Source organism: Actinoplanes sp. NPDC026670, assembly GCF_040638175.1.
In the GTDB taxonomy this organism is placed as follows: Bacteria; Actinomycetota; Actinomycetes; order Mycobacteriales; family Micromonosporaceae; genus Actinoplanes.
Genome location: NZ_JBEZXU010000002.1, coordinates 153,970 through 179,064, shown reverse-complemented (window position 1 = coordinate 179,064; position 25,095 = coordinate 153,970). Strand labels below are relative to the sequence as shown.

Sequence of the window (25,095 nt, the reverse complement as noted above, 5' to 3'; positions counted from 1 at the left end):
ACCGCCGCGTGCCTGACAGGGGTCCTGATGAATTTCGGCCATTCCACCATTCGGCTCACCGTCCTGGCAGGCCCGCTCGAGGCTGACGGGCAGGTCCGGGTGTCGCTGATCGGCGAGCTCGACCACGACGAGGCCGGCCGTCTCCGGGACGCGGTGTCCGACACGGTCGAGCGCCTTGCTCCCCGGCACGTCACGCTCGACGCGGCCGAGTTGACCTTCCTCGATTCGGCCGGGATCCGGGCGCTGCTGGAGTGTCGGGACCTGGCGGAGAAGGCCGGGGCGAGCCTGTCGGTGGCTGAGGTGTCCCCGATCGTGTTCCAGGTTCTCCGGGTGACCGAGCTGGTGGACTACTTGGCCGTGACCAGGGCTTCGCTCCCGGTGGCAAATGGCGCGGGGGCCGAAAGGACTGAGTGACAATGGGCGGGTGACGGCCATCCGATGCGACGTCGAGTCGATCGGCACGCGGCTGCTGGTGCGGGTCACCGGCGAGCTGTCCGTGTCGTCGGCGCCGCAGGTCCGCCTGGCCCTGATGAAGTGCCTGATCGAGCAGCCCGACGCGGTGGTGCTGGATCTCGCCGGGATGGCGGTGGCCGAGTCGGCGGCCGCAGCGGTGTTCCTGGCGGTGTCCCGGCAGGCCGCGGTGTGGCCCGGCACTCCGCTGCTGCTGGCGGCGCCGGTTCCGGCGATGTCCCGGCTGCTGGTCGGCGGCGGTTTCGGCCGGCTGGTCGTGTTCGACACGGTCGACGCGGCGATGATCGCCGAGCCGGGTCCGGGGCTGCCGGCGATCAGCGACATGTTGCTGCCGGTCACCGGTGCGCCCCGCCGGGCTCGGGACGTGGTCGCCGCCGCGTGTCTGCGGTGGGCGCTGCCGCACCTGATCGATCCGGCGTCGGTGATCGCCGGTGAGCTGGTGACGAACGCGGTGGTGCACGCGCGGACGATGCTGAGCCTGCGGCTGACGCTGAGCCAGCGGTATCTGCTGCTGGCGGTCCGGGACGGTTCGGCTGAGGTGCCGCGTCTGCCCGGTCCGGCGTTCGCTGATCCGGCCGCGCCGCGCGGGTTGCTGCTGGTGGACGCGATGTCGGCGCACTGGGGCAGTCAGCCGACCGGGGACGGCAAAGTGGTGTGGGCCACGCTGTCCCGATCATAATTTTCCCGATCATGATTTGAAGCGCGGCCGGGTGGGATGGCACGGTGTGCGGCATGGATTTGACCGTGATCCTCGGCCCGATGAAGGGCGGCAAGTCGCTGGAGATGATCAGCCTGCTGTCGCCGCTGCAATATGCGAACATTCCGCACCGGGTGTTCCAGTCGGCGCGGCACGGGCGGGACACCGCGGTGACGTCACGGTCGGGCGGCAGCCTGGAGACGGTGAAGGTGCACACGCTGGCCGGGGCGGCCGACGGCGGGGTCGAGGTGATCGGCGTCGACGAGATCCACATGTTCACCGTCGACGACATCGCGGTCCTGGGCGCGGCGGTGCGGTCCGGGGTGCGGGTGGTGGTCGCCGGGATCGACCTGGACCATCGGGGGCAGTTGTTCGCGCCGGTGCGGGCGCTGTTCGAGCTGGCGCCGGCCGAGGTGATCTACCGGCGGGCGGTCTGTGACGTGTGCCGGTCGCTGGACGCGACGCACACGCAGGTGCTGGAGCACGGCAAGCCGATGATCCGGGAGCTGGCGCCGTCGACGGCGCTGCCCGACGACGGGACGTACACGTATGAGGCCCGCTGCCGCCGATGTGTGGTCCTGCCTTGAAAAAAGCCTAGACGGCGCCCAGCCCGGTCAGGAACAGCCGGCCCAGCTCGGTCAGCATCCGGCGGGGCTCGATGCCCTGCTCGTCGGAGAGCCGGTCGCCCATGCCGTAGACCCGCTGGGCCAGCCCGAGGTAGGCGTTGGTCATGGTGGACGCCATGAGTTCCGGCGGCACCGCGTAGACCAGCGTGCCGTCCCGGCGGCCGGCGTCGAGGATCTCCACGATCGGGGCGAGCAGCTCGCGGACCGCGGCGTGGAACTGCCGGCCCAGCTCGTCGGTCACGTTGACACCGGGCTGGGCGTCGAAGACGCGGGTGAAGCGGACCTCGTCGGCGGCGTCGTCGACGAGTTGTTCGATGTCGGCGAACGCGGACCGCAGCCGTTCGGCGCCGGTGCCGGTCCAGCGGGGGCGGTACTCGTCGAGCAGCCGCCCCCATCTGTGCAGCACGTCCACCTCGACGGCGAGGGCGACCTGCTCGCGGGTGGCGAAGTAGCGGTAGACGGTCCGCCTGGTCACGTCGCAGCGGTCGGCGATGTCGTCGATGGTCACCTGGTCGACACCACGTTCCAGGAACAGCTCCCGGGCCGCGGCGATCAGCGCCTCACGGCGTCGTTCCCGTACGCCCACGACTACCCGACCACGCGGCCGGTGCCGTCGCCGAGCGCGAGGCCGAGCGCCCCACGGTCGGTGACCAGGTGGTCCACTCCCCCGGCCCGGGAGTGCTGCCGGACCACGGCGGCGCCCGGCGGGTCCCAGCCGGCCAGCAGCGCCGTGGTGGCGTCGTCGTAGCCGGCGATGTCGTCACTGACGAACACCAGCGACCCGAGGGTGGTGTTGACGGTGAACAGGGCACGGCGTTCGGCGTCGGTGAGCCGGGTGTCGTCGGTGCGCAGGATGACCACGTCCGGGTCGTTGCCGAACCAGGTGCCGTCCATCCAGGCGCGGGCCACACTGCTGCGCATCGACGACACGGTGGAGATCCGTTCCGGGTAGCGCAGGGCGCGCTGTACCGGGTCCTCCCATTTCGCGGCGACGTCGGCGCCGACCCGGCAGTACTCGACCAGCCCGGCCGCGCTGACCAGGGGCACCCCGCAGCCCAGCATCGCAGCGTCGCCGCACCATTCGCGGAGCAGGTTCATGGCGCGCCGCATCCGCTGGGCGCGGGTGGCGCCGGGCCGGCCGTCGAGCGCGGCGGCGTACAGGAAGTCGAGTTTGAAGAAGTCGAAACCCCACACGTCGCGGGCGGTACGGATGACGCCCGCGAGGTGCTCGACGACTTCGGGATGTTCCAGGTCGAGGGCGTGGAAGGTGCCTTTCCAGCCCGGGTTCCAGCCGGCCGGCACCCGGTGGCCGCGGTCGTCGCGCAGCAGCCAGTCGGGGTGCTGTGCGGCGAGGTCGCTGTTGCGGGCGGCGACGAACGGGGCGAGCCACAGGCCGGGCCGCATCCCGGCGCGGCGGGCGGAGGTGGCGAGCGGGGCGACACCGTCGGGGAAGCCCGGTGCGAAGGTGGTCCAGTCGCCGACCCGGGTCTGCCAGCCGTCGTCGATCTGGAACACGTCGAACCGCACCCCGGACCCGGCGAGCACGTCGATCTCGCCGGTCAGCCTCTGTGCGTCGATGTCGTTGTAGTACCGGTACCAGCTGGTCCAGCCGGTGACCGGGCCGGCCGGGCGGGCGGTGGCGACCGATCCGGCCCAGGCGCGCAGCAGTTCGGGGGCGTGTTCGCCGCGCTGGTGGTCGATCCAGGCGACCCGGACGGTGCGGCCGGGTTCCAGGCGCCAGCCGGCCACGTCGACGACGATCCGCAGCTCGCCCCGGCCGACCTCGATGATCGTGTACGCGTCGAAGCCGAGCCGGGACCCCCACAGTTGAGCGCCGTCGGCGTTCTGGACGGCGAGGACCTCGTGGGAGCATTCGGCGCGCGGGTCCCGCTGGCCGGTGGCGATCGCGGCGTCGCCGTACCTGTCGAATTTGAACAGCCGGCCCACCGGGTGCATGGGCCGCCGCCCGGCCCGCAGCGGCCGGACCTGTGACTCCGACCAGGTCTGGTATCCGGACAGCCAGGCGAGCTCGCCGGGCGAGACCTCGGCCGGCAGCCGGATCACCAGGTGGTCGAGTTCGAGTTCGCCGGTGCCGGGGGTGACGTCGAGCCAGAAGCCGGGCCCGTCGCCGCCGGTGGTGACGGTCGCGTCGGTGGCGCTGATCGGCGCCACGGTGCCGCGTCGCCGGACGGCGAGCCTCCACTCGGTCACTTCGTCATCCCTTCGATCAGCCAGGCGGTGTGCCAGGTTCGTCCACGGGCGAGGCGAGCGGCCGGCTGTAGCCGCAGGTCACCCGGTTTGTCGCCGCCGACCCCGCGGTGCGCGACGTCGAGCGACAGGGTGGCCGGTCCGGTTGCCGGAAGTTCGTCAGCGTACGCGGCCGCGGCGAGCTGTTCCTGCGTGTACGGGCGGACCGACGCCTCGAACGGGTTGCCGGCGATGCGCCGGACCGTCAGGGTCAGGCCGCCGCCGGTGAGGGTCAGCTTCTCCAGACCGGTACGGTTCCCGTTCTCCTGCGGATGTGCGTAGGCGTGCGGGAATTCCTCGACCGAGCGGGACCACCGGCCCAGCGGCGAACCGGAGCAGCGGTCGCGGTAGTTCTCGCCACGGCCACGGCCGATCCATTCGACGTGGTCGAAGCGGCTGTCGAGGGTGCCGGTGAGCCCGGCCCGGACCAGTTCACGACGGCCGGCGGCTGCCCACATCTCGACCCGGACGCCACGGTCGGTGGCCTCGACGGCGAGCCTGATGTCGGCGCCGCGCACCCGCCAGCGGCTGCGGCCCCGGTCGGAGCGGTAGGGACGGGCGCGCCGGTTGGCCCGCCGCCACGCGGACACGCCGGTCAGCGGGGTCAGCACCGGCGCGAAGCTGGCCAGGCCACGATCGTTGTCGGTCGCGGCGCGCCACAGGTTGAGCCGCAGCGGGCTGCTCAGGAACTCGACTCCACCGAACCGCAGGGAGGTGATCGCGCCGTCGTGGGTGTCGACGGCGGCCCATTCGGAGAAGCCGGTGGCCGGGATGCGGGCCAGTTCGAACTGTTCCCAGGCGGTGTCGCCGACCTCGACCATCAGCGCCCACAGTCCGGGCCCGGCGACCGGCATGATCGGCAGGCGCACCTCGCGGCTCGCGCCGGGCGCGGTCACGATGTCCTTGACCTGCCCGGACGCGACGGTGGCGCCGTCGCGTTCGAGCCGCCAGCACAGGGCCCGGCCGGTCAGGTCGTCGAAGCTGTGCCGGTTGGTCAGCCGGACCCCGTCCGGAGTGCGGGTGATCACCACGTGCTGGTAGACCTTGGCCAGCTCATCGTAGGCGGGGTGCGGGGTGCGGTCGGCGGCGACGACGCCGTTCGCGCAGAACCAGCGGTCCGTCGGCGTCTCCCCGAAGGCGCCGCCATAGGCCTGCCGGACGAGATCATCCTTCAGCGGTACGGCGATCGTCTGGTCCACCCAGTCCCAGACGAAGCCACCGGCCCAGTTCGGGTACCGGTGGAAGTTCTCGACGTGGTCGGCGACGTTGCCGAAGCTGTTCTCCATGGCGTGCGCATACTCGCAGGCGATCACCGGCCGGCCGGTGTACCGCGCCGCGGGGAACGCCTTGTCGTCGCCGGCGAGTTTGTTGAACAGTTTCTGGATCAGGTTGATCCGCACGTCGCGGTGCTCGCCGATGCGCCGTTCGAGCTGCGGTGTCGGGTACATCAGCGAGTACACGTCGGAGGTGGTGAGGGTGGTGTCGCCCTCGTAGTGGACCGGGCGGCCGTCGTCGAGGGCGAGGACCGCCCGTTTGGCGGCGCGGAAGGCCTCGCCGTCGCCCGCCTCGTTGCCCAGCGACCACATGATCACGCTCGGGTGGTTGCGGGAGCGGCGGACCATCGCCTCGACCCGGGCCAGCACCGACGGCTGCCAGGCCGGGTCGTCGCCGGGGATGCCACGGCGGCGCACCCCGTGTGACTCGACCTCGGCCTCGTCCATGACGTAGAGGCCGTGTTCGTCGGCGAGCCGGTAGACCTGGTCCGGGTTGGGGTAGTGAGACAGCCGGAGGGCGTTGACGTTCGCGGCCTTCATCAGGGCGATGTCGTGTTCGCGGACGTCGGCCGGGACGTCCCAGATCCGCTCGGGGTGGAAGTCGTGGCGGTTCACGCCGTGCAGGACGATCGGACGGCCGTTGACTCGCAGCTGCTCGCCGACGATCTCGACGCGCCGGAAGCCGGTTCGCAGGTGCCGCACGTCACGTGTGCCGTCGTCCGCGGTGGTGGTGACGCGGAGATCGTACAAAATGGGGGTCTCGGCGCTCCACGGGCTGACCCGCAGGTCGACCGCCTCGAGTGACCCCGCGCCCTCGGCGATGAGATCGTCGCCGAGGTGGACCTGGACGTGGGCGTCGGTCTCGACCCGCAGCGAGCCCCGGTTCTCGACATGGTCGAAATCGGTCGTGACGACGATGTCCCAGGGTGCGTGGGCGGGTTCGGCCTCCAGCCAGACGTCGCGGGTGATGCCGGAGAGGAACCACATGTCCTGGTCTTCGAGGTATGTCCCGGTGGAGTAGCGATGGACCACCACGGTGATCTCGCTGCCGGTGGTGGCCCGATCGGTCAGGTCGAAGGTGGCGCCGGTCATCGAGCCCTCGCTGTAGCCGATCAGCTCGCCGTCGAGCAGCAGGTGGAAGGCGGATTTGACGCTCTCGAACCGCAGCGTGACGCGGCGGCCGGCCCAGTCGCCGGGGATGTCGAGGCGGCGGCGGTAGATGCCGGTGGGCCGGTCGTGCGGGTCGAGGCGGCCGTCCTTGCCGATCGCCGGCGGGTAGCGGAAGGCCAGGTAGTAGGGGGTGCCGTAGCCGTTCAGTTCCCAGACCGCGGGAACCTCCGTCTCACCCCACGGGCCTTCGGCCATGGTCGGGCTCCAGGCGAACGCCCAGGTGCCGCGCAGGCTGATCCGCTCGATGGTGTCCGCTTCTGATCGCTCGGCACGTTGCGGCATCCGTCCCCAGCCGACGATCGTCGGATCCTCGACGTCGCGGCGCATCCGGTCCAGGTTCACGTGAGCTCCAGCTCCCGGACCAGCTCGGCGTGCCGGCTCTCGTCCAGGCGGTACCAGATCAGCGGGATCGCGGCGAGCACGCCGATGACGCCCGGGACGATGGTCATGGTCGCGTGCAGGCCGTCCAGGGTGGCCCGGGTCTGGTCGGTGTTGGCGACGTAGCCGAAGACGCCGAGCAGGGCCAGGCCGAGCGAGGCGCCGAGCGCGGAGGCGACCTTGGTCTTGAAGATGTTGCTGGAGAAGACCAGTCCCTCGGTACGCCGTCCGGTGCGCCACTGCCCGTACTCGACGGTGTCGGCCAGCATCGACAGCAGGGTGATGTTGGTGACGCCGTAGCCGAGCCCGGTGATCGCGATCCACACCAGCATCGGGGTCAGCGACTCGTATCCGGTCAGCCAGGATCCGATCGAGGTGACCGTGGTGACGGCGAGCCCGGCCAGCGCCGCCCGCCGCTTGCCCCACAGTTTCGCCACCGCCGGGCTGAGCAGCGACCCGGTGACCGTGGTGATCGCGAAGACCCCGATGAACGCCGGCACCAGGGCCTCGGCGTCGAAGTTGTAGCGCAGGTAGTAGGCCGGGATGATGCTGCGGATCGTGAACGCGATCTCGGTCAGCAGCATGGCCAGGAGCAGCAGCAGGAGCGGGCCGTTCCGGGCGAACAGGGCCAGCATCTCCCGGGCGCCGTAACGTGGCGACGGCACGTAGTCCTCGCGCTCGCGGACCCGGGCGAAGGTGATCCAGGTCAGGATGATCGCGGTGATCGCGTAGACGACCGAGACCGCCTGCCAGGACAGCGCGGCCACCAGCGGCAGCGTGACGATGTTGACGCCGATGAACCCGATGCTGGCCAGGGTGCGCGGGACCATGACGAGCGAGGTGCGCTCGGACGCGTCCACGGTGAGGGCCGCCGACATCGACCAGTACGGGACGTCCATGGCCGAGAACGACAGCCCCCACAGCAGGTAACTCACGTAGGCGAGGGCGAGGGTGGCCGACCCGTCGAGCTTCGGCACCGAGAACGCCAGCACGGTGAGCAGGCCGAGGACCGGCGGGGTGAACAGCAGGTAGGGCCGGAACCGTCCCCAGCGTGACGAGGTGCGGTCCACCAGCATGCCCATGACCGGGTCGAACAGGGCGTCGACCACCCGGACGATCAGGAACAGCAGCGACGCCGAGGCGGCCGCGATGCCCAGCTCATCGGTGTAGAACAGCGCCAGATACGTGGCGACGAACCCGTAGATGATGTTGTTGCCGAGGCTCCCCCAGCCATAGGCGAGTTTCGTGCTCCAGCCCATTTGCTTCTCTTCCTTCCGCTACCGCGGCAGGAAAATAACACACGTGTGTCATTTTTGGGTGTGCTGGATCACGTCGTACATGCGGGCGGCATCAGCCGGATCCGGCAGCGGCACCGCTTCTCCGCGCCGCAACGCCGTCAGCGGGGCGGCCGGCGGGGCTTCCAGCAGCTGTTCCAGCCGGGCGGCGGCCCTCCCCGTGGACTCGCCGAACACCCGCGCGGCGGCGCCGATCAGAGCCCGCGCCGGCTGATCGAAGTTGCGGTGCATGCCGCTGTCGACGAACAGCGGATTGTACAGCATGTACCGGATCGGCGTGCCCGGATAGCGGCCGGCGAACCCGGCGCCGAGCAGGTCGTTCGCCCGGGCCACCTGCATCGTCGCGGCGAACAGGGAGTAGCCGCGGGTCAGCGTCAGATCGTCCCAGTGGACGTGGCCGGCCCGGATGCCGCCGACGCCGCACAGGTTGAGGATCATCGGGTTCGGGCTGCGTTCCAGGGCCGGGCGCAGGCCGTCGGCCAGCAGGTGGCGGGCCAGCACACCGATCGCGAACGTCCGCTCGTGGCCCTCGGCGGTCACGACCCGCCGCCGGGAGAACTGCCCCGCCGACAGAACCAGGGCGTCGATCCGGTCCGGCAGCCGGCCGACCAGCTCACGGGTCGCCCGCATCGACGTCAGGTCGGCGTCGGCGCTGCCCAGCGCGATCACGTTCGCCTTCGCCCTTGTCGACTCGGCCAGGGCCCGGCCGATTCCGCGGGTCCCGCCCGCGATCACCACAGTGCGCATACTGGGATCGTCGACGCCGCCGGACGCGCCCGAAAGAAGGCACATTTATGTCACCGGTCCTGCCGCTGCCCGTCACCACCGCTTCGCGGGAGTCGTGCGAGGCGACCGACATCCTTCGGCTCGTCGGGGAGAAATGGACCGTCCTGGTGCTGGTCATCCTCCGCGACGGCGGCCCGTCCGGCTTCAATCGCCTTGATCGTACGGTCGAAGGGCTCAGCCGGCGCATCCTCACCCGCACGCTGCGCGGCCTGGAGGAGGACGGCCTGGTCAGCCGCCGGATCACCGCGTCCCATGTCGAGTACGCGATCACCGGCCTGGGCCGTTCCCTGCTCCCGCTGATCCTCGCGGTGGGCGAATGGGCGGTCGCCCACGCCCCGGAGATCGCGGCCGCCCGCGCCGCCTACCGCGCCTGATCGGCCGCCCTTCTCGCGTTTGAGAGGCCGGCACTGTCGCTTTGACAAGCCGGCCCGGTCGCCTATCGCAGCGGCTTCCGATACCGGTGGTGGCTCGTCGCGACCCGGAAGCCGAGCTTCTCGTAGAGCGTGCGGGCACCGGCCGGATCGTGCGCCTCGGTCCGCAGCCGGGCCGGCCCGCCGAGTTCCGCGAGCGCCCGGGTGAGCAGCGCCGACGCCAGCCCGCGCCGCTGAAAATCCGGGTCCACAGCCACGTCCTCGACCTCGTCACCGTGCACCGCCACGAACCCGGCGATCCGCTCCCCCGACGTCGCCACCAGGAACGACGACCGATCCGACCGATGCAGCCAGTCCCGCAGCCGATCCTGCGACGGCAGGCTCACGAACGGCCGCCCGGCCCACGCTCGCTGCGCGAGCCGCCACAGATCCCCGGCATCGTCCACGGTCGCGTTCCGGACCGCGATCCCTTCCGGCAGATCCTTCTTCGGTACGGGCGAAGCCTCCCGCCGCATCCAGACCATCGTGAAGATCCGCGCATATCCCCGGCTGGCCAGCAGCGCCGCCCGGTCGTCCTCCCCGTCGTCGGCGTTGCCCCCGAGCATGACCGTCCCACCGAGCCGCCGCTGCTCGGTGAGCCTCGCGGCGGCCGCCTCACTGGCGTCGAGCAGCAGCCCACCGAGCCCACGCCGCCGGTCACCGGCCCGAACATGCCCGTGGGTCAGAAACAGATGAACCCCGTCATCCTCGGTCCACGACCGCAACGACGCCCACCCCGCCACGGTCCCGTCATCAGCGTCGGCCACCAGCGACCACTCCACCGGCCCGAGCCGCTCACCGACAGCTTCCCCCACCCGCAACGGCCGCAGCCGGTAGCCCGCCATACTCCCGAACTCTAGGCATCCGCCCGCCCCCGGTTAACCCCCAGACTTCACCCACCCACCGCGACGCCATCAGCGTGGTGACCCGCGGCCCGATCCGAACCACATACGTCCACGCGGGCTGGCCGGCCCGGCAGCGTGGTGACCTGCGGCAATGAGCAGTTGCGCGTCGGGCCCGAAGCGGGGTTCGGCTCGGCGGGCCGCCGACGGTCTCTACTGGTGGGGGGACGGGGACTTGACCGCGGGCTCTCGGATCGGGAGGGGGCGGACCGCGGTGGCGATCAGGGCGGCCAGGCCCAGCAGGGCCGCTACCAGGATCAGGGCACGTAGGACGGTGATCCGGTCGCCGAGGAAGCCGATCACCGGTGGGCCGGCCAGGAAGGCGCAGTAGCCGATCGAGGCGATCACGCTCACCCGGGCGGCGGCGCGGGTCGGGTCGTCGCCGCCGGCGCTCATGCCGACCGGGAAGCCGAGGGAGGCGCCCAAACCCCAGAGCAGGGCGCCCGCGTAGGCGAGGATCGGGTTCGGGGCGAAGACGAACAGGGCCACTCCGGCGGTGCCGATCAGGGCCAGGACACGGATCACCGGGGTACGCCCGTGGCGGTCCAGTATCGCCGGGCCGTACCAGCGTCCGATGGTCATCGCGGTGAGGAACCCGGCGAAGGCCAGCGTGCCGAGCGCCGGGGAGACGTGGTGGCCGTCGATGGCGGCGATGCTGATCCAGTCGTTGCCGACGCCCTCGGTGAACGCGAAGGCCAGCACGAACACGCCGATCAGCAGGGTGCGCGGCTCCTTCCAGGCGGTCAGGGCGCTGACCTTCGGCGCCGGTTCGGACGCGTCGTGCGTGGTCTCGTCGTGGGAGTGGTCGGCGACGAAGTGGCGGGCCTGCCACACGACGGCCGCCACGACCAGCACGGTCACGCCGGTGAGGTGGGCGGCGACCGGCACGTGCAGGGCGACCATCCCGGCGCCGAGGAGGGCGCCGGCGACGGTGCCGAGGCTGAACCCGGCGTGGAAGCGGGACATGATCGAGCGGCCGAGGTGGCGTTCGACGACGGTGCCCTGCACGTTCATGCCGACGTCCCACGCGCCGTTGGCGAAGCCGAGCAGGAACAGGCCGATCACAACCGGGACCACGCCGGCCAGGGAGCCGAGGGCTGCGGTGGTCAGGCCGACACCGAGCAGGAGGGCCATCGCCATGACGGTGCGCGACGAGCCGATCCGGGTGACGACCGGGCCGGAGAGCGGGAGCGCGAGCAGGGACCCGGCGGCGATGGCGAGCAGGACGAGGCCGAGGGCGGCCGGGTCGAGGCCGAGCTGGTCGCGGACCTGCGGGATGCGGGAGGCCCAGCTGGCGAACGCGAAGCCGGAGCCGATGAAGGCGACGTAGGTGGCCGTGGTGGCTGCCCGGACCGTCTCCGGCCGTACGGTTGTGAACATGTTTTCGAACATAACAAACAGATCTGATGTTCGAAACGTTGTGACGGGGCCATCTTTACGGTTCAATGACGGGCATGACTCTCACCGACCGCCACCGGCAGATCCTCGACGCGGTGAAGCAGGACGGGACGATCACCGTCCGGGAGCTGTCCAGGCTGACCGCGACCTCGGAGATGACCGTCCGCCGCGACCTGGAGCAACTCGCCGAGCGCGGCATGATCACGCGGTTTCGTGGCGGGGCCCGCAGTCTGACGCTGCGGGGTGAGGAGCCACCGTTCATGCTACGCGCGCAGAACGGTCAGGAGACGAAACGCCGGATGGCCGCGGCCGCGGTCGGCATGCTCGCCGACGGTGAGGCGATCGTGCTGGACAGCGGCACCTCCTGTGTCGAGGTGGCCCGGTTGCTGCCGGGCCGGCGGCTGACCGTGATGCCGATGTCGCTGCATTCGGTCGACGTACTGATCGGCGAGCACGGGGTGCGGCTCCTGCTGCCCGGTGGCGAGCCACGCCCCCACGAGCTCGCGCTGACCGGCCCGCTCGCGCTGGCGTCGCTGGCGGCGCTCCGGTTCGACACGGCGATCATCGGCTGCTGCGGGCTGACCCCCGACGGCATGACCGCCTACGACCTGGAGGACGCCGCGATCAAGCGCGCGGTGATCGCCTCCGCGCACCGGGTGATCGCGCTGGCCGACCCGGCGAAGTTCACCCGGACCGCGCTGGCGTTCGTCGCGCCGGTCTCCGCCTTCGACGTCGTGATCACCACGGACGACGCCCCCGAGGAGCAGACCGACGCCCTCGCCGCGGCCGGCACGGTCGTGCACCGGGTGTGACGCCCACGCCGGAGGCGTCCGGCGTGGCTGCCGAAGCTGGACTCGGCGACATGCCGCTACTTTACAATGAAAACCGTTTCCAACAAGATGGTCCGGTGAGCGTCCAACTGACCACCACCGCCGTCACCGTGCTGTCCGGGTTCGTCCCGAGCGCGGTCCAGGCCACCGCCCAGGCCCTCCTGCTCGCCGACGACCGGCTCGTCTCGGTGAGCCACGACATCACCGGCATCCGGGACGGGATCGTGCTGCGGACCGTTCGTACCGCCACCGAGGTCCTCGAACACGAGACGGTCCGGATCGAACACGGGTGCGTCGCGTGCACCCTGCGCGAGGACGTCGTACCCACCCTGGCCCGCCTTGCCACCGGACGACCCGGACATGATCTGCTGCTCGTCCTGCCGCCCACGATCGAACCGGAAGCCGTCGCGACCGCCTGCACCCCGCTGGCCGAGGTGCGGTTCGACTCGTACGTCACCGTCGTCGACACCGACCGGTTCCTCGACGACCTGGTCAGCACCGACGACCTGCGCCATCGCGGGCTGCACGCCGCCGACGACGACCACCGCGCAGTCGCCGACGTGGTCGTGCACCAGGTGGAGTTCAGCGACACGGTCGTGCTGTGGAGCCGGCCCGGCAGCGATCCCGACCACCTCGACCGGCTCGGCGCGCTGGTGCACCGGCTCGCGCCGTGGGCCGTCCAGATCCCCACCGGCACCACCCACAGCCTCGACATCGGCGGACTGTCCACCCTGGTCCGCGGCACCCGCCGGCACGACCCGGAACGGCCCGGCCTGCTCGGGCTCGCGCTGGAGGGCCGGGCGATCGGCGTGCACGACCCGGAGACCAGTGTGGTCTTCCGCGCCCGGCGGCCGTTCCACCCGCAGCGCCTGCACGACGCGCTCGACGAACTGACCGCCGAGGCGATCCGCGGGCGCGGCCAGCTCTGGATCGCCAGCCAGCCGGACACCGTGATCGCGTTCGAGTCGGCCGGCGGCGGACTCAGCTTCGGCAGCCTCGGCTACTGGCTGGACGCCCTGCCCGCCGACCGGTGGATGGAGGCCGGCGGCCAGCGGCGGATCGCGGCCGACCTGTCCTGGCACCCCTACTACGGCGACCGCAACACGGTGCTCGCGCTGATCGGTTTCGGCCTCGACGACACAGCGTTGATCGGGCTGCTCAGCTCCTGCCTGCTCACCGACGACGAGGTGGCCGCCGGGTTCGAGGCCTGGCGGGCGCTACCCGATCCGTTCGAGGGCTGCTTCCCACTCCAGTGACGGGTTCGCGGCGGCGTCGGTGGCCAGTCCCGGGTCGTCGAGCAGGGCGGTGATCCGGCCGGTGGGCAGGCGCGGGCAGCGGGCCGCCGCCGCGCGGACCCGTCCGGCCGGGTCACGGGTCAGGAGGTCGGCGACGGCCGGATCGAGGGCCGGGTCGCGCAGGGCGAGGCAGCGCACCTCGGCGTCGTCGTGGACGGCGAACCGGGCCAGGCCGTGGATCGGGAACTGTGGCCGGGCCGGCAGCGCGTGCCTCGCCTGGCCGTCGAGGAAGCAGCGCAGCAACAGTTCGCCGGGGACGCCCGGGTGGGTGGTGGCGAGCTCTCGCCGTACCGCCGGATCGGGGTCGTCGGTGAGCACCGCAACCAGATCGGAGGGCAACCCGGTGACCGACGCGGCCCGACGGCGAAGCCGCGGGTTGTCCGATCGCGCCCACCGCATCGCGCGCGGCAGATCCGGCTCGGGCAGCGACAGTGCGGCCCGGTCGTCGTCGCTGACATAGGCATACTGCTCGATCGTGATGCGGACCGCCTGGTCCGGGTCGGCGGCCAGCGACCGGATCAGATCATCGGGCAGGCCGGGCCGGGCGGCAACGGCCCGGCGGACCGCCGGGTCCTCATCGAGGGCGAGCCGCCGCACCTGCTCAGGAGTGAGGTCCTGGCCGGTGAGCGCCTCCCGGATCGGGGCGTGCGGGTGCCGGGACAGGGTGTCGATCAGGTCGGGCGGGGTGGTCGGGTTCGCGGCGACCGACGCCATCGCCGACAGGTCGCCGGATGCCGCCACCTGTTCGGCCAACTCGCGTGACAACGGCAGGTGCAGCGTGGTCCAGAACGCAGGGCCGCCCGCAGGGTGAGATCGGCGGCCGGATGGGTGCCGAGGGCGGATCGGATCTTCCGCGACGGGTGCACCGCCATCGCCTCCTGCACCGGCCTCGGCAGGGTGGCCCGAACGGAAAGTCCGCAGCTCATCGCGTCCGGCCAGTCCGGCAGCAGGCGCAGGAGGGCGGCCGCCGGCACCGACGGGTTCCGGGCGAGGCCGCGCACCACCTGTTCACGATCCACCGGGCGAAGACTGTCACATTTCCGCGGGCCGGTCCGTCCTGTGGGCATGAAGCGCATCCTCGTCACCGGTTCCACCGGCACCCTCGGCCGCCCGGTGGCCGAACTCCTCACCTCCCTCGGCCACGACGTCCGCGGGCTGAGCCGCCGTCCCGGTAGCGCCTACCAGGGCGATCTCGCCTCCGGAGCCGGGCTCGACGCGGCCCTCGACGGCGTCGGCACGGTCGTGCACTGCGCCAGCGACACCCGCCGGCAGGGGAAGACCGACATCCAGGCCACCCGCAACCTGCTCGACGCGGCCGCCCGGGCCGGGCGGCCGCACGTCGTCTTCGTCTCGATCGTCGGCGTCGACCGGATCCCGTACCCCTACTACCGGATCAAGCTGGAAGCCGAAGGACTGATCGAGGCCTACGGCGGCACCACGCTGCGGGCCACCCAGTTCCACGACTTCGTGCTGGCCGGCGCCCGGATCGCCGCCAAACTCCCGATGGTCCTCGCGCCGGACGTCAAGGTGCAGCCGATCGCCACCCACGACGTCGCCGCCCGTATCGCCGAACTCGTCGACCAGCCGGTCGCCGGGCGCGCCGACGATCTCGGCGGACCCGAGGTGCTCTACGCGCCCGACCTGTTCCGCGACTACCTCGCGCGGATCGGCAAACACCGCCGGGTGGTCCCGGTCCGCCTTCCCGGCGCCGCGTTCCGCGCCTTCCGGGACGGCGAACACCTCACCCCGGAGCATCGGTCCGGCGGCGAGCGCTGGTCCGGCTTCCTCGGCGGTACGGCCATTCAGCGCTGATCCGACGCGGCACCGATGTCGCGCGCTGATCCGGCGCGGAACGGCCGCCGGGTGCTGATCTGATTCGGGCGGCCCGGTGCCCTCGCCGGGCCGCGATCACGCTGTGTCATCATCACCGGCATGAGTGCTTGGGTCTACAACGACCGCCCCGAGGGTGTGAGCTTCCTGCCTGCCCGGATCACCGGTCCGGCGCGCACCGAGATCGAGGAGGAGATCTGGACCTGGATCGTCCGGGGCGAGGACGACCCGGCCGAGTTCGTCGACTACCTCGAGGACGACGAGGAGCGGCACGGGCTCACCGATGAGGAGCTGACCGCGGCGTACGAGACGGCGCTCACCGCCCGCCGCGATCAGCAACGGTCATGGGGTGAGGTCCGCAGCAACCTGACGCGGGCCTTCGACGAGCTCAACTCGGTGGGTGTGCTGGCCCGGGAGAACTTCAGCTGCTGCGGCACCTGCGCGTCGGCCGAGATCCACGACGAACGCGACGACTCCCGGCACTGGCACGGCTACGTCTGGTACCACCAGCAGGACACCGACTCGCTGATCGCCGACCCGAGCGGCTCGGTGTACCTGGGTTACGGCGTCTACCCGCCCGTCGACTTCGACGAGAACGCCTACGAGAAGCTCTCCGACCAGGAGAAGCAGGCGACCTACCAGGCCGACCTGGAGAAGCTGATGGACGAGGTGGTCTTCCCGATCCTCCAGGACCACGGCATGCAGGTCGTCTGGAACCGCGACCAGGCCAAGCGCATCCTGGTCACCGGCGCCCGCTGGTACACCCCCATCGACTGACCCCCGGCCCGGTTGCGCCGGGTCCATAGCTTCGATCGCGTGGATGACCTTGACCCGGAGTTCGTTCGAGCCTTCGTCGACGCGGTCGAAGCCGAGTACAGCCCGCGCTGGGGGTCGCGGGCCTTCCCGGTGCAGGCGGTCGCCAGGCGGCTGAACATGGACGTCGACGAGCTGAAACGGATCTGCCCCGATCCCGACCTGTTCTACGCCAGGGAACTGGGCCGGACCCGCGAGATCCTCGACGAACCGGATCACCCGAGCACCCGGGGCGATCTCGCCCGCATCCTGACGTGGCTGGCCGGCAACTACCACGGCCAGTCTCCGACCAGCAGGAGACTGCTGGGCCTCGCGTTGACGCCGACCTATGACAACACCCGGGCCGAACAGATCCGCGAACTCGGCGACGGCGGCTGGCGAGCCGTTCTCAAGGCTTCGCTCGAACGTGGGATCACCCGCGGGGACCTGCCGCCGGACACCGACATCGACACCATCGTCGACGTGCTGGCCGGTGCGCTCACCTATCACAGTGTCTACGGCACGAACTGGGATCGGGTGGTACGGATGCTGCTCGACGCGGTGTTCTCCGCGGCGGTGCCGGTCCGCGCGCTGGAACAGGAACGGTTCGGCGGACAGCCGGCGACCGCCACCCCCGCGGTCGAGCGGGCGTTCAAGTGGATCGACCAGGTGCCGATGGGCACCGTGCTGCCGGCCGCCGATGTGCCGTTGCTCCTGATGACCCAGGCGCCGCAGAAGACAGCGGTGCTGAACGGCTGCCCGGTCACCGTCTCGGTACGGCTCAACCGGAACCTCTCGGCCGGGATCCTGTCCCGCGATCCGCTGATCCAGGACACCGACGCCCACGGTCGCCTCACCGCGTCGGTCCGGGTGAGCACACCCAAGCCCGGCATGCTCCCGCCCTACCTGCGCGCGGACCGGATCCTCGTGGCGCACGGCGACCAGGTGTGGGTGGCGCCGCTGGCCGCACCGTATCCCCCGGCCAGGCTCACCCGCGAGATCACCGCCGGTGCACGCCTGGGCCCGAAGTGGGAACCGGGGGCACGGGCCGACGTGGTGGTCCGGCTGCACGCCCCGGACGACTCGTTCGGCCTGGTCCGCCTGATCGACCAGACCATCGACTCCACCGAGTAATTCAGCGGACTCGATGAGCCGGTTCTGTTAGACAGTTTCGATGCCCGGACGCCGACGACTGATTCCGCTCGCTCTGGCGCTCGCCGTCGACATGTTCGGCAGCGGCCTGTTCCTGCCGGTGTCGCTGCTGTATTTCACCCATGTGGCCGGGTTGCCGCTGGCCACGGTCGGTGTGTTGCTGAGCGTGGCGGCGATCGGGTCGCTGCCGGTGCCGCTGCTGGTCGGGCAGGTGGTGCATCGGTTCCGGCCGGTCGACCGGGTGATCCTGGCGCAGGTGGTGCAGGGGGCGGCGTTCGCGGCGTACGGCTGGGCGCACACCCCGGCCGCGGTGCTGGCGGTGGCGATGCTCGCGGCGATCGGGCAGCGGCTGTTCTGGTCGTCGTTCTTCTCGGTGGTCGCCGGCCTGGCCGAACCGGGTGAGGACCGGGCGAGGACCGACCGCCGGTACGCGCTCACCGGCATGATCCAGATGGCGTCGATGGGCGCCGGCACGCTGCTCGGCGGGCTGGTCGTGGCGTACGGCTGGGATCAGCCGGTGATGTGGTTCAACGCGGCGTCGTTCCTGGTCTCGGCGGTGCTCCTGACGCTGGTCCCCCGCCACCGGACGGCCGTGCCCGCGGGTGCGGCCGTGGGCGGCTACCGGGCGATGCTGCGGGACCGGCCCTATCTGCTGCTGATCGCGGTGAACACGATCTTCGCGCTGTGCAGCGTGTTCATCGGGGTGGCGCTGCCGGTCTACCTGATCGAGGCGCTACCCGCCCCGGACTGGCTGGTCGGGCCGCTGCTCGCGGCCAACACGGTGCTGCTCGCCTCCGGGCAGGCGCTGGCCGTCCGGCTGGTCCGGCCGCTGTCACGGCCACGGGGCCTGGCGCTGGCCGGTGTGCTGTGGGTGGTGTGGGCGCTGCTGTTCGCGGCGGCGGTCAAGGTGCCGGGGGCGGCGCTCGTCCCGTACCTCATGGTGGGGTTGATCTTCTTCGCGGCCGCCGATCTGATCCACGCGCCGCTGTCGAACGCCCTGTCCGCGGCGGCCGCGCCACCCGCGCAGCGGGATCGGTATCTGGCCGTCTACCAGTACTGTTTCGCGTTCGCGAGCATCCTGGCGCCGGCGTTCTTCACGCTCCTGTACGCCCGCGGCCCGGCTGTGCCGTGGCTCGCGCTGGCCGCGGTGACCGTGGTCGCGACGGCGGTGGTCCACCTCCTGGACGCGCCGCTGACCGCGCGGGAAACCGCCGATCAAAATCTGCAAACCCGCTGATGGGTACGAACGACGACGGTACCCTCATAACGGAGCATTTCTGGCATCTCGTGGCCAGATCAATCTGCCTCCGCGATGACCGGAATCGGACACGGGTGACGGGGCGGCACTCCGCGAGCGCCTGTGCCAAGATCGTCTGAGTGACGACAGCTGAGTTGTATGCCGAGTTCGCCGCCCGGGAAGCCCACGGAATCTCCCCCACCTACGAGCGCCTGGCCCGGGCCGTCGCCGGTGACACGGCGATCCACGAGTTGCTGGCGGCGGTTCCGGAGGCCAAGCGGCAGCCGAACCTGCTGTTCGGGGTGGTGCGGCTGCTCGGTGGACCAGTCGACGACCCGGAGGCGTTCCACGAATTCACGGTGGCGCGCTGGGCCGACATCGCACCGAACCTGCGGTCCCGGGCGACCCAGACCAATGAGCCCGGCCGATGTGCGCTGCTGTTGCCCGTACTGCAGAGGCTGCCGCAACCCCTCGCCCTGCTGGAGGTCGGCGCATCGGCCGGCCTGGGGCTTTATCCCGATCGGTACGCCTACCGCTACGGTGACCGGCGGATCGGGGCCGGAGATCCGGTCCTGGAGTGCGAGCTGACCGGGATCGAACCGGCGGACCGGCTGCCGGAGGTGGTGTGGCGGGCCGGGCTCGACCTCAACCCGCTGCGCGTGACCGATTCCGACGATGTCGCCTGGCTGGATGCGCTGATCTGGCCGGAGCACGAGCATCGCCGTGCGCGACTGAAGGCGGCCGCCGCGATCGCCGCCGCCGATCCGCCGCACCTGATCCGTGGCGATCTGGTCGACGACCTGCCGGGCCTGGCGGCGCAGGCACCGGCCGGGGCGACCCTGGTGATCTTCCACACCTCGGTGCTGTACCAGGTGCCGGACGAGCGTCGGCAGGCGTTCGAGAAGCTGGTCGGGACGCTGCCCGGGCACCGGATCTCGGTCGAGGCGCCGGGGGTCGTCCCGTTCGAGGACCTGCCGCCGGCCCCGGACGACACGCTGCACAACGTGGTCGCCCTGGACGGGGTGCCGCTGGCCTGGGCCCGCGGCCACGGTCAGGCGATGTCCTGGTTCGCGGGCTGACGTTGCCCGTCGATCCACCGGCGCAGCTCGGCGGCGGACTCCTGGACCGTCCGGCCGGTCGTGTCGATGACCGAAACCGACCAGGTCTCCGGACGTGCCCAGCGCATCTGGTCCCACCCGCCGTTCATGATCACTTCCGGCCGGTGATCCGGGTCGGCGGCGTGGGCCCGTTGCCATTGCGCCCAGCCGATGAACGCCTCGGTGGCGCCGGCATCCCACCGACCGGGGTCACGCTGAGCAAGGCGCTGCCGCCGCACCTCGTCGTCCACGTCGAGCAGGCAGGCGGCGATGCCATTCAGCTCCGGCGCGGACGGGCAGGCCAGCACCTCGCCGAGCGGGGACTGGCCGGTGAGCAGCATGTCCAGACCGGCGGCCTGGTAGCCCAGGGCCCGCCGGATCCAGCCTTCCAGACTGCGCTGCCGCCACACCACGTCGGCGTCGCCTGGCACGCCGATCTCGTCGAAGTCGTGCCAGACCAGACCCTCGACCGGGCCGCAGGCGCGGACCGTGGTCGTCTTTCCGGAACAGCTCGAACCGGAGACCGTCAACAGCATCGGAGTCCTCCATGGAGCAGGTGAACAGCCGCGTCGTCTACCAGAACCCGTGGATGACGGTACGGGAGGACGAGGTCCGCCGCCCGGACGGCAGCCCCGGCATCTACGGCGTGGTCGAGAAACCCGACTTCGCGCTGGTGCTGCCCCGGTGGGAGCACGGGTTCTGGCTGGTGGAGCAGTTCCGGTATCCGGTCGGGCGGCGGGCGTGGGAGTTCCCGCAGGGCAGCTGGGGCGCCGGCGGCGAGGGTGATCAGGCCGCGCTCGCCCGGCGGGAGCTCGCCGAGGAGACCGGGCTGCGGGCCGACCGGATGATCCATCTCGGACATCTCTACGAGGCGTACGGGTACTGCACCCAGGGCTTCGACGTCTACCTGGCGACCGGTTTGGCCGAGGGCGAGCCCGACCGGGAGGCCACCGAGCAGGACATGATCCATCGTGCGTTCACCGACGACGAGGTCACCGCCATGATCCGCAGCGGGGAGATCGTCGACGCCCCCTCGCTGGCCGCCCTCACCCTGTACCGTCTCGCCGGGTGAACACGGTAGAGCGACGCGCCGACACCGCCCGCATCGTCGGCACCATGGCCATCGGCGTCGGACTGTTGATCACCCTGATCGGGCTGGTCACCGATGCCACTCCGGCGAAGGGGTACTTCTTCGCCGGCGTGCTGGTGGTCATCGGGTCCGGGCTACGTCTGGAGACCGCGATCACCCGCCGGAAATAGCCACTTCACGGCGGATTCGTCCTCCGACCAGCCTTGTAAATCTTGCATGTTTCTCCATACTCGCGGCGATCTTGCATGGTTCTTCACGTCTGGGCATGGTTTGTCGTGCAAGGTCCACTGCGCCGGGGAGACCTTGCAGCTTTCTTCCTGCCGGGACGAGGAAAGGGCTGCAAGATCGGCGCGAGGGCGATGAATCGTGCAAGATCGGCGCGAGGGGCAAACTTGACTTTCGCACTTTTGTGAAGCCGCTGCCTGACCCCGCCCCCGGAGTCTCCGCAGGTGACGCCGGTCGCGGACTTCAACGCCGGGAATATCGCGACTCCGCGCTGACCTCGACAAACGCAAGATCCATCGCTACGGCGCGCCCTACCAGCGAGGACTCGGCTCTAAAGTGCGAAAGTCGAGGGCAAAGAATCGTGCAAGATCCGCGAGCAGCAAGCCATCCTGGTGCGGACCGGCCGGTCCTGACGATGGGGTGCCGCTCGGTCCGAGGTCGGCTGATCGGGACAGATCGGTCCGTTTCGTGGCGCTGAGGACGAGCGCCGGAGCGGTAAGTTCGTCGATATGGAGAGGGTGGTCGCCGGCCGTTACCGGCTGCTGGCGCTGCTCGGGCGCGGTGGCATGGGTGCGGTCTGGCGGGCCCACGACACCCTGCTGGGCCGGGACGTGGCGATCAAGGAGATCTGGTCTCCCGGCGAGGAGACCGCACCGCCGGCACCGGCCGTGGTCCGGCGGGCGCTGCGGGAGGCGCAGGCCGTCGCGCGGCTGCGGCATCCCGGCATCGTGACCGTGCACGACGTGGTCACCGAGGCGGACCGGCCGTGGATCGTGATGGAGCTGATCGACGGACGATCCCTCGCCGGGGCCATCGAGGACCACGGCTTCCTGCCCGAGCGGCGGGTGGCCGAGATCGGACGGCAGGTGCTGCTCGCGTTGCGGGCCGCCCATCGCGGCGGTGTCGTGCACCGGGACGTGAAACCGGCCAACATCCTGCTCGACGGTGACCGGGTGATGCTGACCGATTTCGGGATCGCGGCCGTCGACGACGCCACGGCGCTCACCGCCACCGGGCAACTGGTCGGCTCCCCCGGATATCTGTCGCCGGAACGGATCAACGGCAAGCCGGTGACGGCGGCCGCCGATCTGTGGGCGCTCGGGGTGACCCTGTACACGGCGGCGACCGGACGTTCACCGTTTCGCCGGGACGACACCCCGTCCACCCTGGCCGCCGTTCTGGCGAGCCGACCCGATCCACCGGCCCACGCCGGACGGCTCTGGCCGGTGATCAAAGGTTTGCTGGTCAAGGATCCGGCTGGGCGTCTGGGCGCCGAGCAGGCGCTGCGGCTCCTGGAAGCGGTGGCCGCGCCGCCCGTGCAGCGTCGCGCGCCCCGGTGGTGGCGCCGGAGGCCACGGTCCACGATGGCCTCGGGTGCGACTTCCGCCGTGGCTGACACACCGCCGACGGTCGTCGCGCCGCCGCCGACCCTCGCCGCGACGACCGAGCACCGCCCGGCGGCCCGGTCCACCGCTCCGGCCGATGACGCGGCGCCCGCCCGATCCGAAACCTTCCCAGACGGGCCAACCGAAACAAACGGGCAAACTGAAACGGCCGGGCCAACCGAAACGGCTGGGCTAGGCGAACGTGTCGGGCCAGCCGAAACGGGCGGGCCAGCCGAAACGGGCGGGCCAACCGAAACGGCTGGACCAGGCGGACCTGTCGGGCCAGCCGAAACAGGCGGGCCAACCGAAACGGGCGGGCCGGGCGCGCCTGTTGCCGGGGTTCGGGTCCGGCGGCGCTGGCGGCGCCGGGTGAGTGTCGGCGTCGTGCTCGTGGTCCTCGCCGTGGCCGGTACGGTCGCCGCTGTCTGGCCGGGCGTGCTCAAGCCGCTGCTGGGGGCGACGCCGTCCACGGGGTCGTCGCCGTCTGTTCCGGCCACGGCGGGGGCGCGGCCTTCGGTGGCGGCGAGTGCGATCGCCACGGACCCGTTCGTGCTGGCATCCGGGATCGCCGAGACCTGGGACTTCGCGGTGAGCCGGAACGGGAAGGTCCTGGTCACGCATGACCGGCAGAGTGTGCGGTTCTTCGATCTGGCCGGTCCCCGGTCACTCGGCGGGCCGCTGGCCACGTCGGTCGGTGACATCTGGTCGGTGGCGCTCAGCCCCGACGGCACCCTGCTGGCGGTCGGCGGGAAGGACGGCCGGTTGCAGCTGCTGGACGTGGCCGGCCGCAAGCCGTCGGGCCGCACCCTGACCGGGCCCGACCCGGTGTCCGCCCTGGACTTCAGCCCGGACGGCCGGCGGCTCGCCGCCGCACACTGGGAAGGCGAGGTCACCCTGTGGGACGTCCCGGCCCGCAGATCGCTGGGCACCCTGTCCAACGGCCGGGGCGGCTGGCTGAACACGGTCGAGTTCAGCCCGGACGGCCGGACGATCGCGGCCGCCGGGATCGCCGGGGCCACCCTGTGGGACGTGGCCTCACGGCGGCGCACGCATCTGGCCCACGACGACCCCGCCTACACGGCCGTGTTCAGCCCGGACGGGCGTACCGTCGCCACCGGCACCACCCGCGCCCGCGTTCACCTGTGGGATGTCCGCACCGGCAAGCGGACCGCCGCACTGGATGGCAAGACCGACAGCAGCACCGACTTCGTCGCGTTCAGCCCGGACGGCGGGTGGCTGGTCGCCAAGCCGTTGCGGATCTGGAACCTCGGCACCCGGTCGGTCGTCGCCCGCGCCGCATGGGCCGGGTTCGTGCCGTCGCAGGCCCGGTTCACCCCGGACGGCAGGTACCTGATCGCGGTCCGGCTGGAGTACGGCGACGTCACCCTGTTCGACGCGTCCTGGATGGGCTGACCCCGAATCGCCTTGCCGCCGGCTCCCCCACCGGCCTAGCCTGGGCGGACACGACTGGCGCGGGTGGGTCACCACCGGGGAGTGACGTCGGGGGCATCGACCGCCTGGGTGCTCATCCATCACTGGATGAGGAGCTGCCCGTGATCACCCATCGCATTCTGCATCTGTCCGACACGCACGTCACAGGTTCCGGCTTCGACGAGGACGGGGTCGACGCGGCGGGCTCGCTGGACCGGATCCTGCACGACGCGCGGTTCGTACCGGATCTCGACCTGGTGCTGGTCACCGGGGACATCGCCGATGACGGGTCGGCCGAGGGGTGTGCCGCCGTGTTGCAGCGGGTCGGCGCGTTCGCCCGGGAGCGCGGCATCCCGCACGTGTACACGACCGGTAATCACGATGCCCGGGAGCCGTTCGCGAAGGTCTTCGGAAGCGCACATCTCGGGCCGGACGGCGTGGATCTCGGATCGCCGGGGCCGCAGCGGACGGCGGTCAGTGAGGTGTCCGGGCTGCGGATCATCACCCTGGACAGTCTCGTTCCCGGTTCGGTGCACGGATTCGTCGACGAGGAGCAGCTGGCCTGGCTGTGTGGGCTGCTGTCGCAGCCGGCGCCGGCGGGTTCGATCGTGGCCCTGCACCATCCGCCGATCGTGACCGGCGCGTCGCCGTCGATGGCGCGGGTCAACCTGCAGAACGGCGAGCGGCTGGCCGAGGTGCTGGCCGGCAGTGATGTCCGGGCGGTGCTGTGCGGGCACTACCACTCGCAGTTGTCGGGTTTCCTGGCCGGCATCCCGGTGTGGGTGACGCCGGGGGTGGTAACCCGGATCGATCTGACCGCGCCTCCCCATCTGGTACGCGGGGTGCTCGGCGCAGGCGCAACGGTCGTCGACCTGGGCGGGCCGTTCTCGCCGGTGTTCCACACGTTGCACGCGCGTGATCCGCGGGCGGGCGAGCAGGTGTACCTGGTCGACACCGGGTCCGGGCAGGACGTGACCAGCGAGGAGTGACGCTCCCGGGGCGTCGGCCTGCCGCGGCGCCGATCGGCGCGGCGATACCGGGCCCGGCCGCACGGCGTGGCGACACCAGGCCCAGCCG

The 25,095-nt window shown here is 71.2% G+C and carries 24 protein-coding genes; 15 read left to right on the top strand and 9 right to left on the bottom strand.

What is annotated here, in order from left to right; all coding sequences use genetic code 11:
- Window positions 1-27: 27 nt before the first annotated feature.
- From AB0E94_RS02585 to AB0E94_RS02575, 3 genes are read left to right on the top strand one after another with little or no spacing between them, the layout of a single operon-like run.
- Window positions 28-414, top strand: coding sequence for an STAS domain-containing protein (locus AB0E94_RS02585; protein ID WP_360321365.1), 387 nt, complete (start codon window positions 28-30; stop codon window positions 412-414).
- Between the two features lie 10 nt (window positions 415-424).
- Window positions 425-1,150 (top strand): STAS domain-containing protein, encoded by a 726-nt coding sequence (locus AB0E94_RS02580; protein ID WP_360321362.1) that lies wholly within the window; start codon window positions 425-427, stop codon window positions 1,148-1,150.
- 53 nt (window positions 1,151-1,203) lie between these two features.
- The gene (locus AB0E94_RS02575) at window positions 1,204-1,755 is read left to right on the top strand and encodes a thymidine kinase (protein WP_093613220.1); all 552 of its coding nucleotides are present in this window, start codon (window positions 1,204-1,206) and stop codon (window positions 1,753-1,755) included.
- A 7-nt stretch (window positions 1,756-1,762) separates the two neighbouring features.
- On the opposite strand, the gene AB0E94_RS02570 is transcribed toward AB0E94_RS02575, so the two are convergent.
- From AB0E94_RS02570 to AB0E94_RS02550, 5 genes are read right to left on the bottom strand one after another with little or no spacing between them, the layout of a single operon-like run.
- Window positions 1,763-2,380 (bottom strand): helix-turn-helix domain-containing protein, encoded by a 618-nt coding sequence (locus AB0E94_RS02570; RefSeq protein WP_360321359.1) that lies wholly within the window; start codon window positions 2,378-2,380, stop codon window positions 1,763-1,765.
- A 2-nt stretch (window positions 2,381-2,382) separates the two neighbouring features.
- A complete protein-coding gene (locus AB0E94_RS02565) occupies window positions 2,383-4,005 on the bottom strand; it encodes a glycoside hydrolase family 36 protein (protein WP_360321356.1) in 1,623 nt (540 codons plus the stop codon).
- A complete protein-coding gene (locus AB0E94_RS02560; protein WP_360321353.1) occupies window positions 4,002-6,827 on the bottom strand; it encodes a glycoside hydrolase family 2 TIM barrel-domain containing protein in 2,826 nt (941 codons plus the stop codon). The genes AB0E94_RS02565 and AB0E94_RS02560 overlap by 4 nt, the downstream gene beginning before the upstream one ends.
- Window positions 6,824-8,122 carry a glycoside-pentoside-hexuronide (GPH):cation symporter gene (locus AB0E94_RS02555; protein WP_360321350.1) on the bottom strand — a complete coding sequence of 433 codons (1,299 nt, stop codon included), beginning with the start codon at window positions 8,120-8,122 and terminating at the stop codon, window positions 6,824-6,826. The genes AB0E94_RS02560 and AB0E94_RS02555 overlap by 4 nt, the downstream gene beginning before the upstream one ends.
- A 48-nt stretch (window positions 8,123-8,170) precedes the next feature.
- Window positions 8,171-8,905: a hypothetical protein gene (locus AB0E94_RS02550; RefSeq protein ID WP_360321347.1), complete on the bottom strand. Its 735-nt coding sequence runs from the start codon at window positions 8,903-8,905 to the stop codon at window positions 8,171-8,173.
- Window positions 8,906-8,952: 47 nt separating this feature from the next.
- Between AB0E94_RS02550 and AB0E94_RS02545 the strand changes: the two genes are divergently transcribed.
- Window positions 8,953-9,318 carry a helix-turn-helix domain-containing protein gene (locus AB0E94_RS02545; protein WP_360321344.1) on the top strand — a complete coding sequence of 122 codons (366 nt, stop codon included), beginning with the start codon at window positions 8,953-8,955 and terminating at the stop codon, window positions 9,316-9,318.
- Between the two features lie 62 nt (window positions 9,319-9,380).
- Here the strand turns inward: AB0E94_RS02545 and AB0E94_RS02540 are convergent, their stop codons facing one another.
- Window positions 9,381-10,199, bottom strand: coding sequence for a GNAT family N-acetyltransferase (locus AB0E94_RS02540; RefSeq protein ID WP_360321341.1), 819 nt, complete (start codon window positions 10,197-10,199; stop codon window positions 9,381-9,383).
- 210 nt (window positions 10,200-10,409) lie between these two features.
- Window positions 10,410-11,636, bottom strand: coding sequence for an MFS transporter (locus AB0E94_RS02535; RefSeq protein WP_360321338.1), 1,227 nt, complete (start codon window positions 11,634-11,636; stop codon window positions 10,410-10,412).
- 74 nt (window positions 11,637-11,710) lie between these two features.
- Between AB0E94_RS02535 and AB0E94_RS02530 the strand changes: the two genes are divergently transcribed.
- Window positions 11,711-12,466, top strand: coding sequence for a DeoR/GlpR family DNA-binding transcription regulator (locus AB0E94_RS02530; RefSeq protein WP_360321335.1), 756 nt, complete (start codon window positions 11,711-11,713; stop codon window positions 12,464-12,466).
- 95 nt (window positions 12,467-12,561) lie between these two features.
- Complete coding sequence (locus AB0E94_RS02525) at window positions 12,562-13,740, top strand: GTP-binding protein (RefSeq protein WP_360321332.1); 1,179 nt, start codon at window positions 12,562-12,564, stop codon at window positions 13,738-13,740.
- Here the strand turns inward: AB0E94_RS02525 and AB0E94_RS02520 are convergent.
- Window positions 13,702-14,544 carry a hypothetical protein gene (locus AB0E94_RS02520; protein WP_360321329.1) on the bottom strand — a complete coding sequence of 281 codons (843 nt, stop codon included), beginning with the start codon at window positions 14,542-14,544 and terminating at the stop codon, window positions 13,702-13,704. The genes AB0E94_RS02525 and AB0E94_RS02520 overlap by 39 nt on opposite strands.
- Window positions 14,545-14,844: 300 nt before the next feature.
- Between AB0E94_RS02520 and AB0E94_RS02515 the strand changes: the two genes are divergently transcribed.
- From AB0E94_RS02515 to AB0E94_RS02495, 5 genes are all read left to right on the top strand, one after another.
- Window positions 14,845-15,591, top strand: coding sequence for an NAD(P)H-binding protein (locus AB0E94_RS02515; protein ID WP_360321326.1), 747 nt, complete (start codon window positions 14,845-14,847; stop codon window positions 15,589-15,591).
- Between the two features lie 120 nt (window positions 15,592-15,711).
- On the top strand, window positions 15,712-16,386 hold the full coding sequence (locus AB0E94_RS02510) for a hypothetical protein (protein WP_360321323.1): 675 nt from the start codon (window positions 15,712-15,714) through the stop codon (window positions 16,384-16,386).
- 39 nt (window positions 16,387-16,425) lie between these two features.
- Window positions 16,426-17,535, top strand: a complete 1,110-nt coding sequence (locus AB0E94_RS02505) for a TetR-like C-terminal domain-containing protein (protein ID WP_360321320.1) — start codon at window positions 16,426-16,428, stop codon at window positions 17,533-17,535.
- A 40-nt stretch (window positions 17,536-17,575) separates the two neighbouring features.
- The gene (locus AB0E94_RS02500; RefSeq protein WP_360321317.1) at window positions 17,576-18,790 is read left to right on the top strand and encodes an MFS transporter; all 1,215 of its coding nucleotides are present in this window, start codon (window positions 17,576-17,578) and stop codon (window positions 18,788-18,790) included.
- 140 nt (window positions 18,791-18,930) lie between these two features.
- Window positions 18,931-19,869 (top strand): DUF2332 domain-containing protein, encoded by a 939-nt coding sequence (locus AB0E94_RS02495; protein WP_360321314.1) that lies wholly within the window; start codon window positions 18,931-18,933, stop codon window positions 19,867-19,869.
- Here AB0E94_RS02495 and AB0E94_RS02490 read toward each other — a convergent pair.
- Window positions 19,842-20,423 (bottom strand): hypothetical protein, encoded by a 582-nt coding sequence (locus AB0E94_RS02490; protein ID WP_360321311.1) that lies wholly within the window; start codon window positions 20,421-20,423, stop codon window positions 19,842-19,844. The genes AB0E94_RS02495 and AB0E94_RS02490 overlap by 28 nt on opposite strands.
- An 11-nt stretch (window positions 20,424-20,434) precedes the next feature.
- On the opposite strand from AB0E94_RS02490, the gene AB0E94_RS02485 reads away from it, so the two are divergent.
- From AB0E94_RS02485 to AB0E94_RS02470, 4 genes are all read left to right on the top strand, one after another.
- Window positions 20,435-20,959 carry an NUDIX hydrolase gene (locus tag AB0E94_RS02485; protein WP_360321308.1) on the top strand — a complete coding sequence of 175 codons (525 nt, stop codon included), beginning with the start codon at window positions 20,435-20,437 and terminating at the stop codon, window positions 20,957-20,959.
- Window positions 20,956-21,147, top strand: a complete 192-nt coding sequence (locus AB0E94_RS02480; protein ID WP_360321305.1) for a hypothetical protein — start codon at window positions 20,956-20,958, stop codon at window positions 21,145-21,147. Before AB0E94_RS02485 ends, AB0E94_RS02480 begins: the two co-directional genes overlap by 4 nt.
- A gap of 564 nt (window positions 21,148-21,711) precedes the next feature.
- Entirely contained in the window at window positions 21,712-24,000 is a 2,289-nt protein-coding gene (locus AB0E94_RS02475; protein ID WP_360321302.1) for a serine/threonine-protein kinase, read from the top strand.
- 140 nt (window positions 24,001-24,140) lie between these two features.
- Window positions 24,141-25,007, top strand: coding sequence for a metallophosphoesterase (locus tag AB0E94_RS02470; RefSeq protein ID WP_360321299.1), 867 nt, complete (start codon window positions 24,141-24,143; stop codon window positions 25,005-25,007).
- Window positions 25,008-25,095 lie beyond the last annotated feature (88 nt).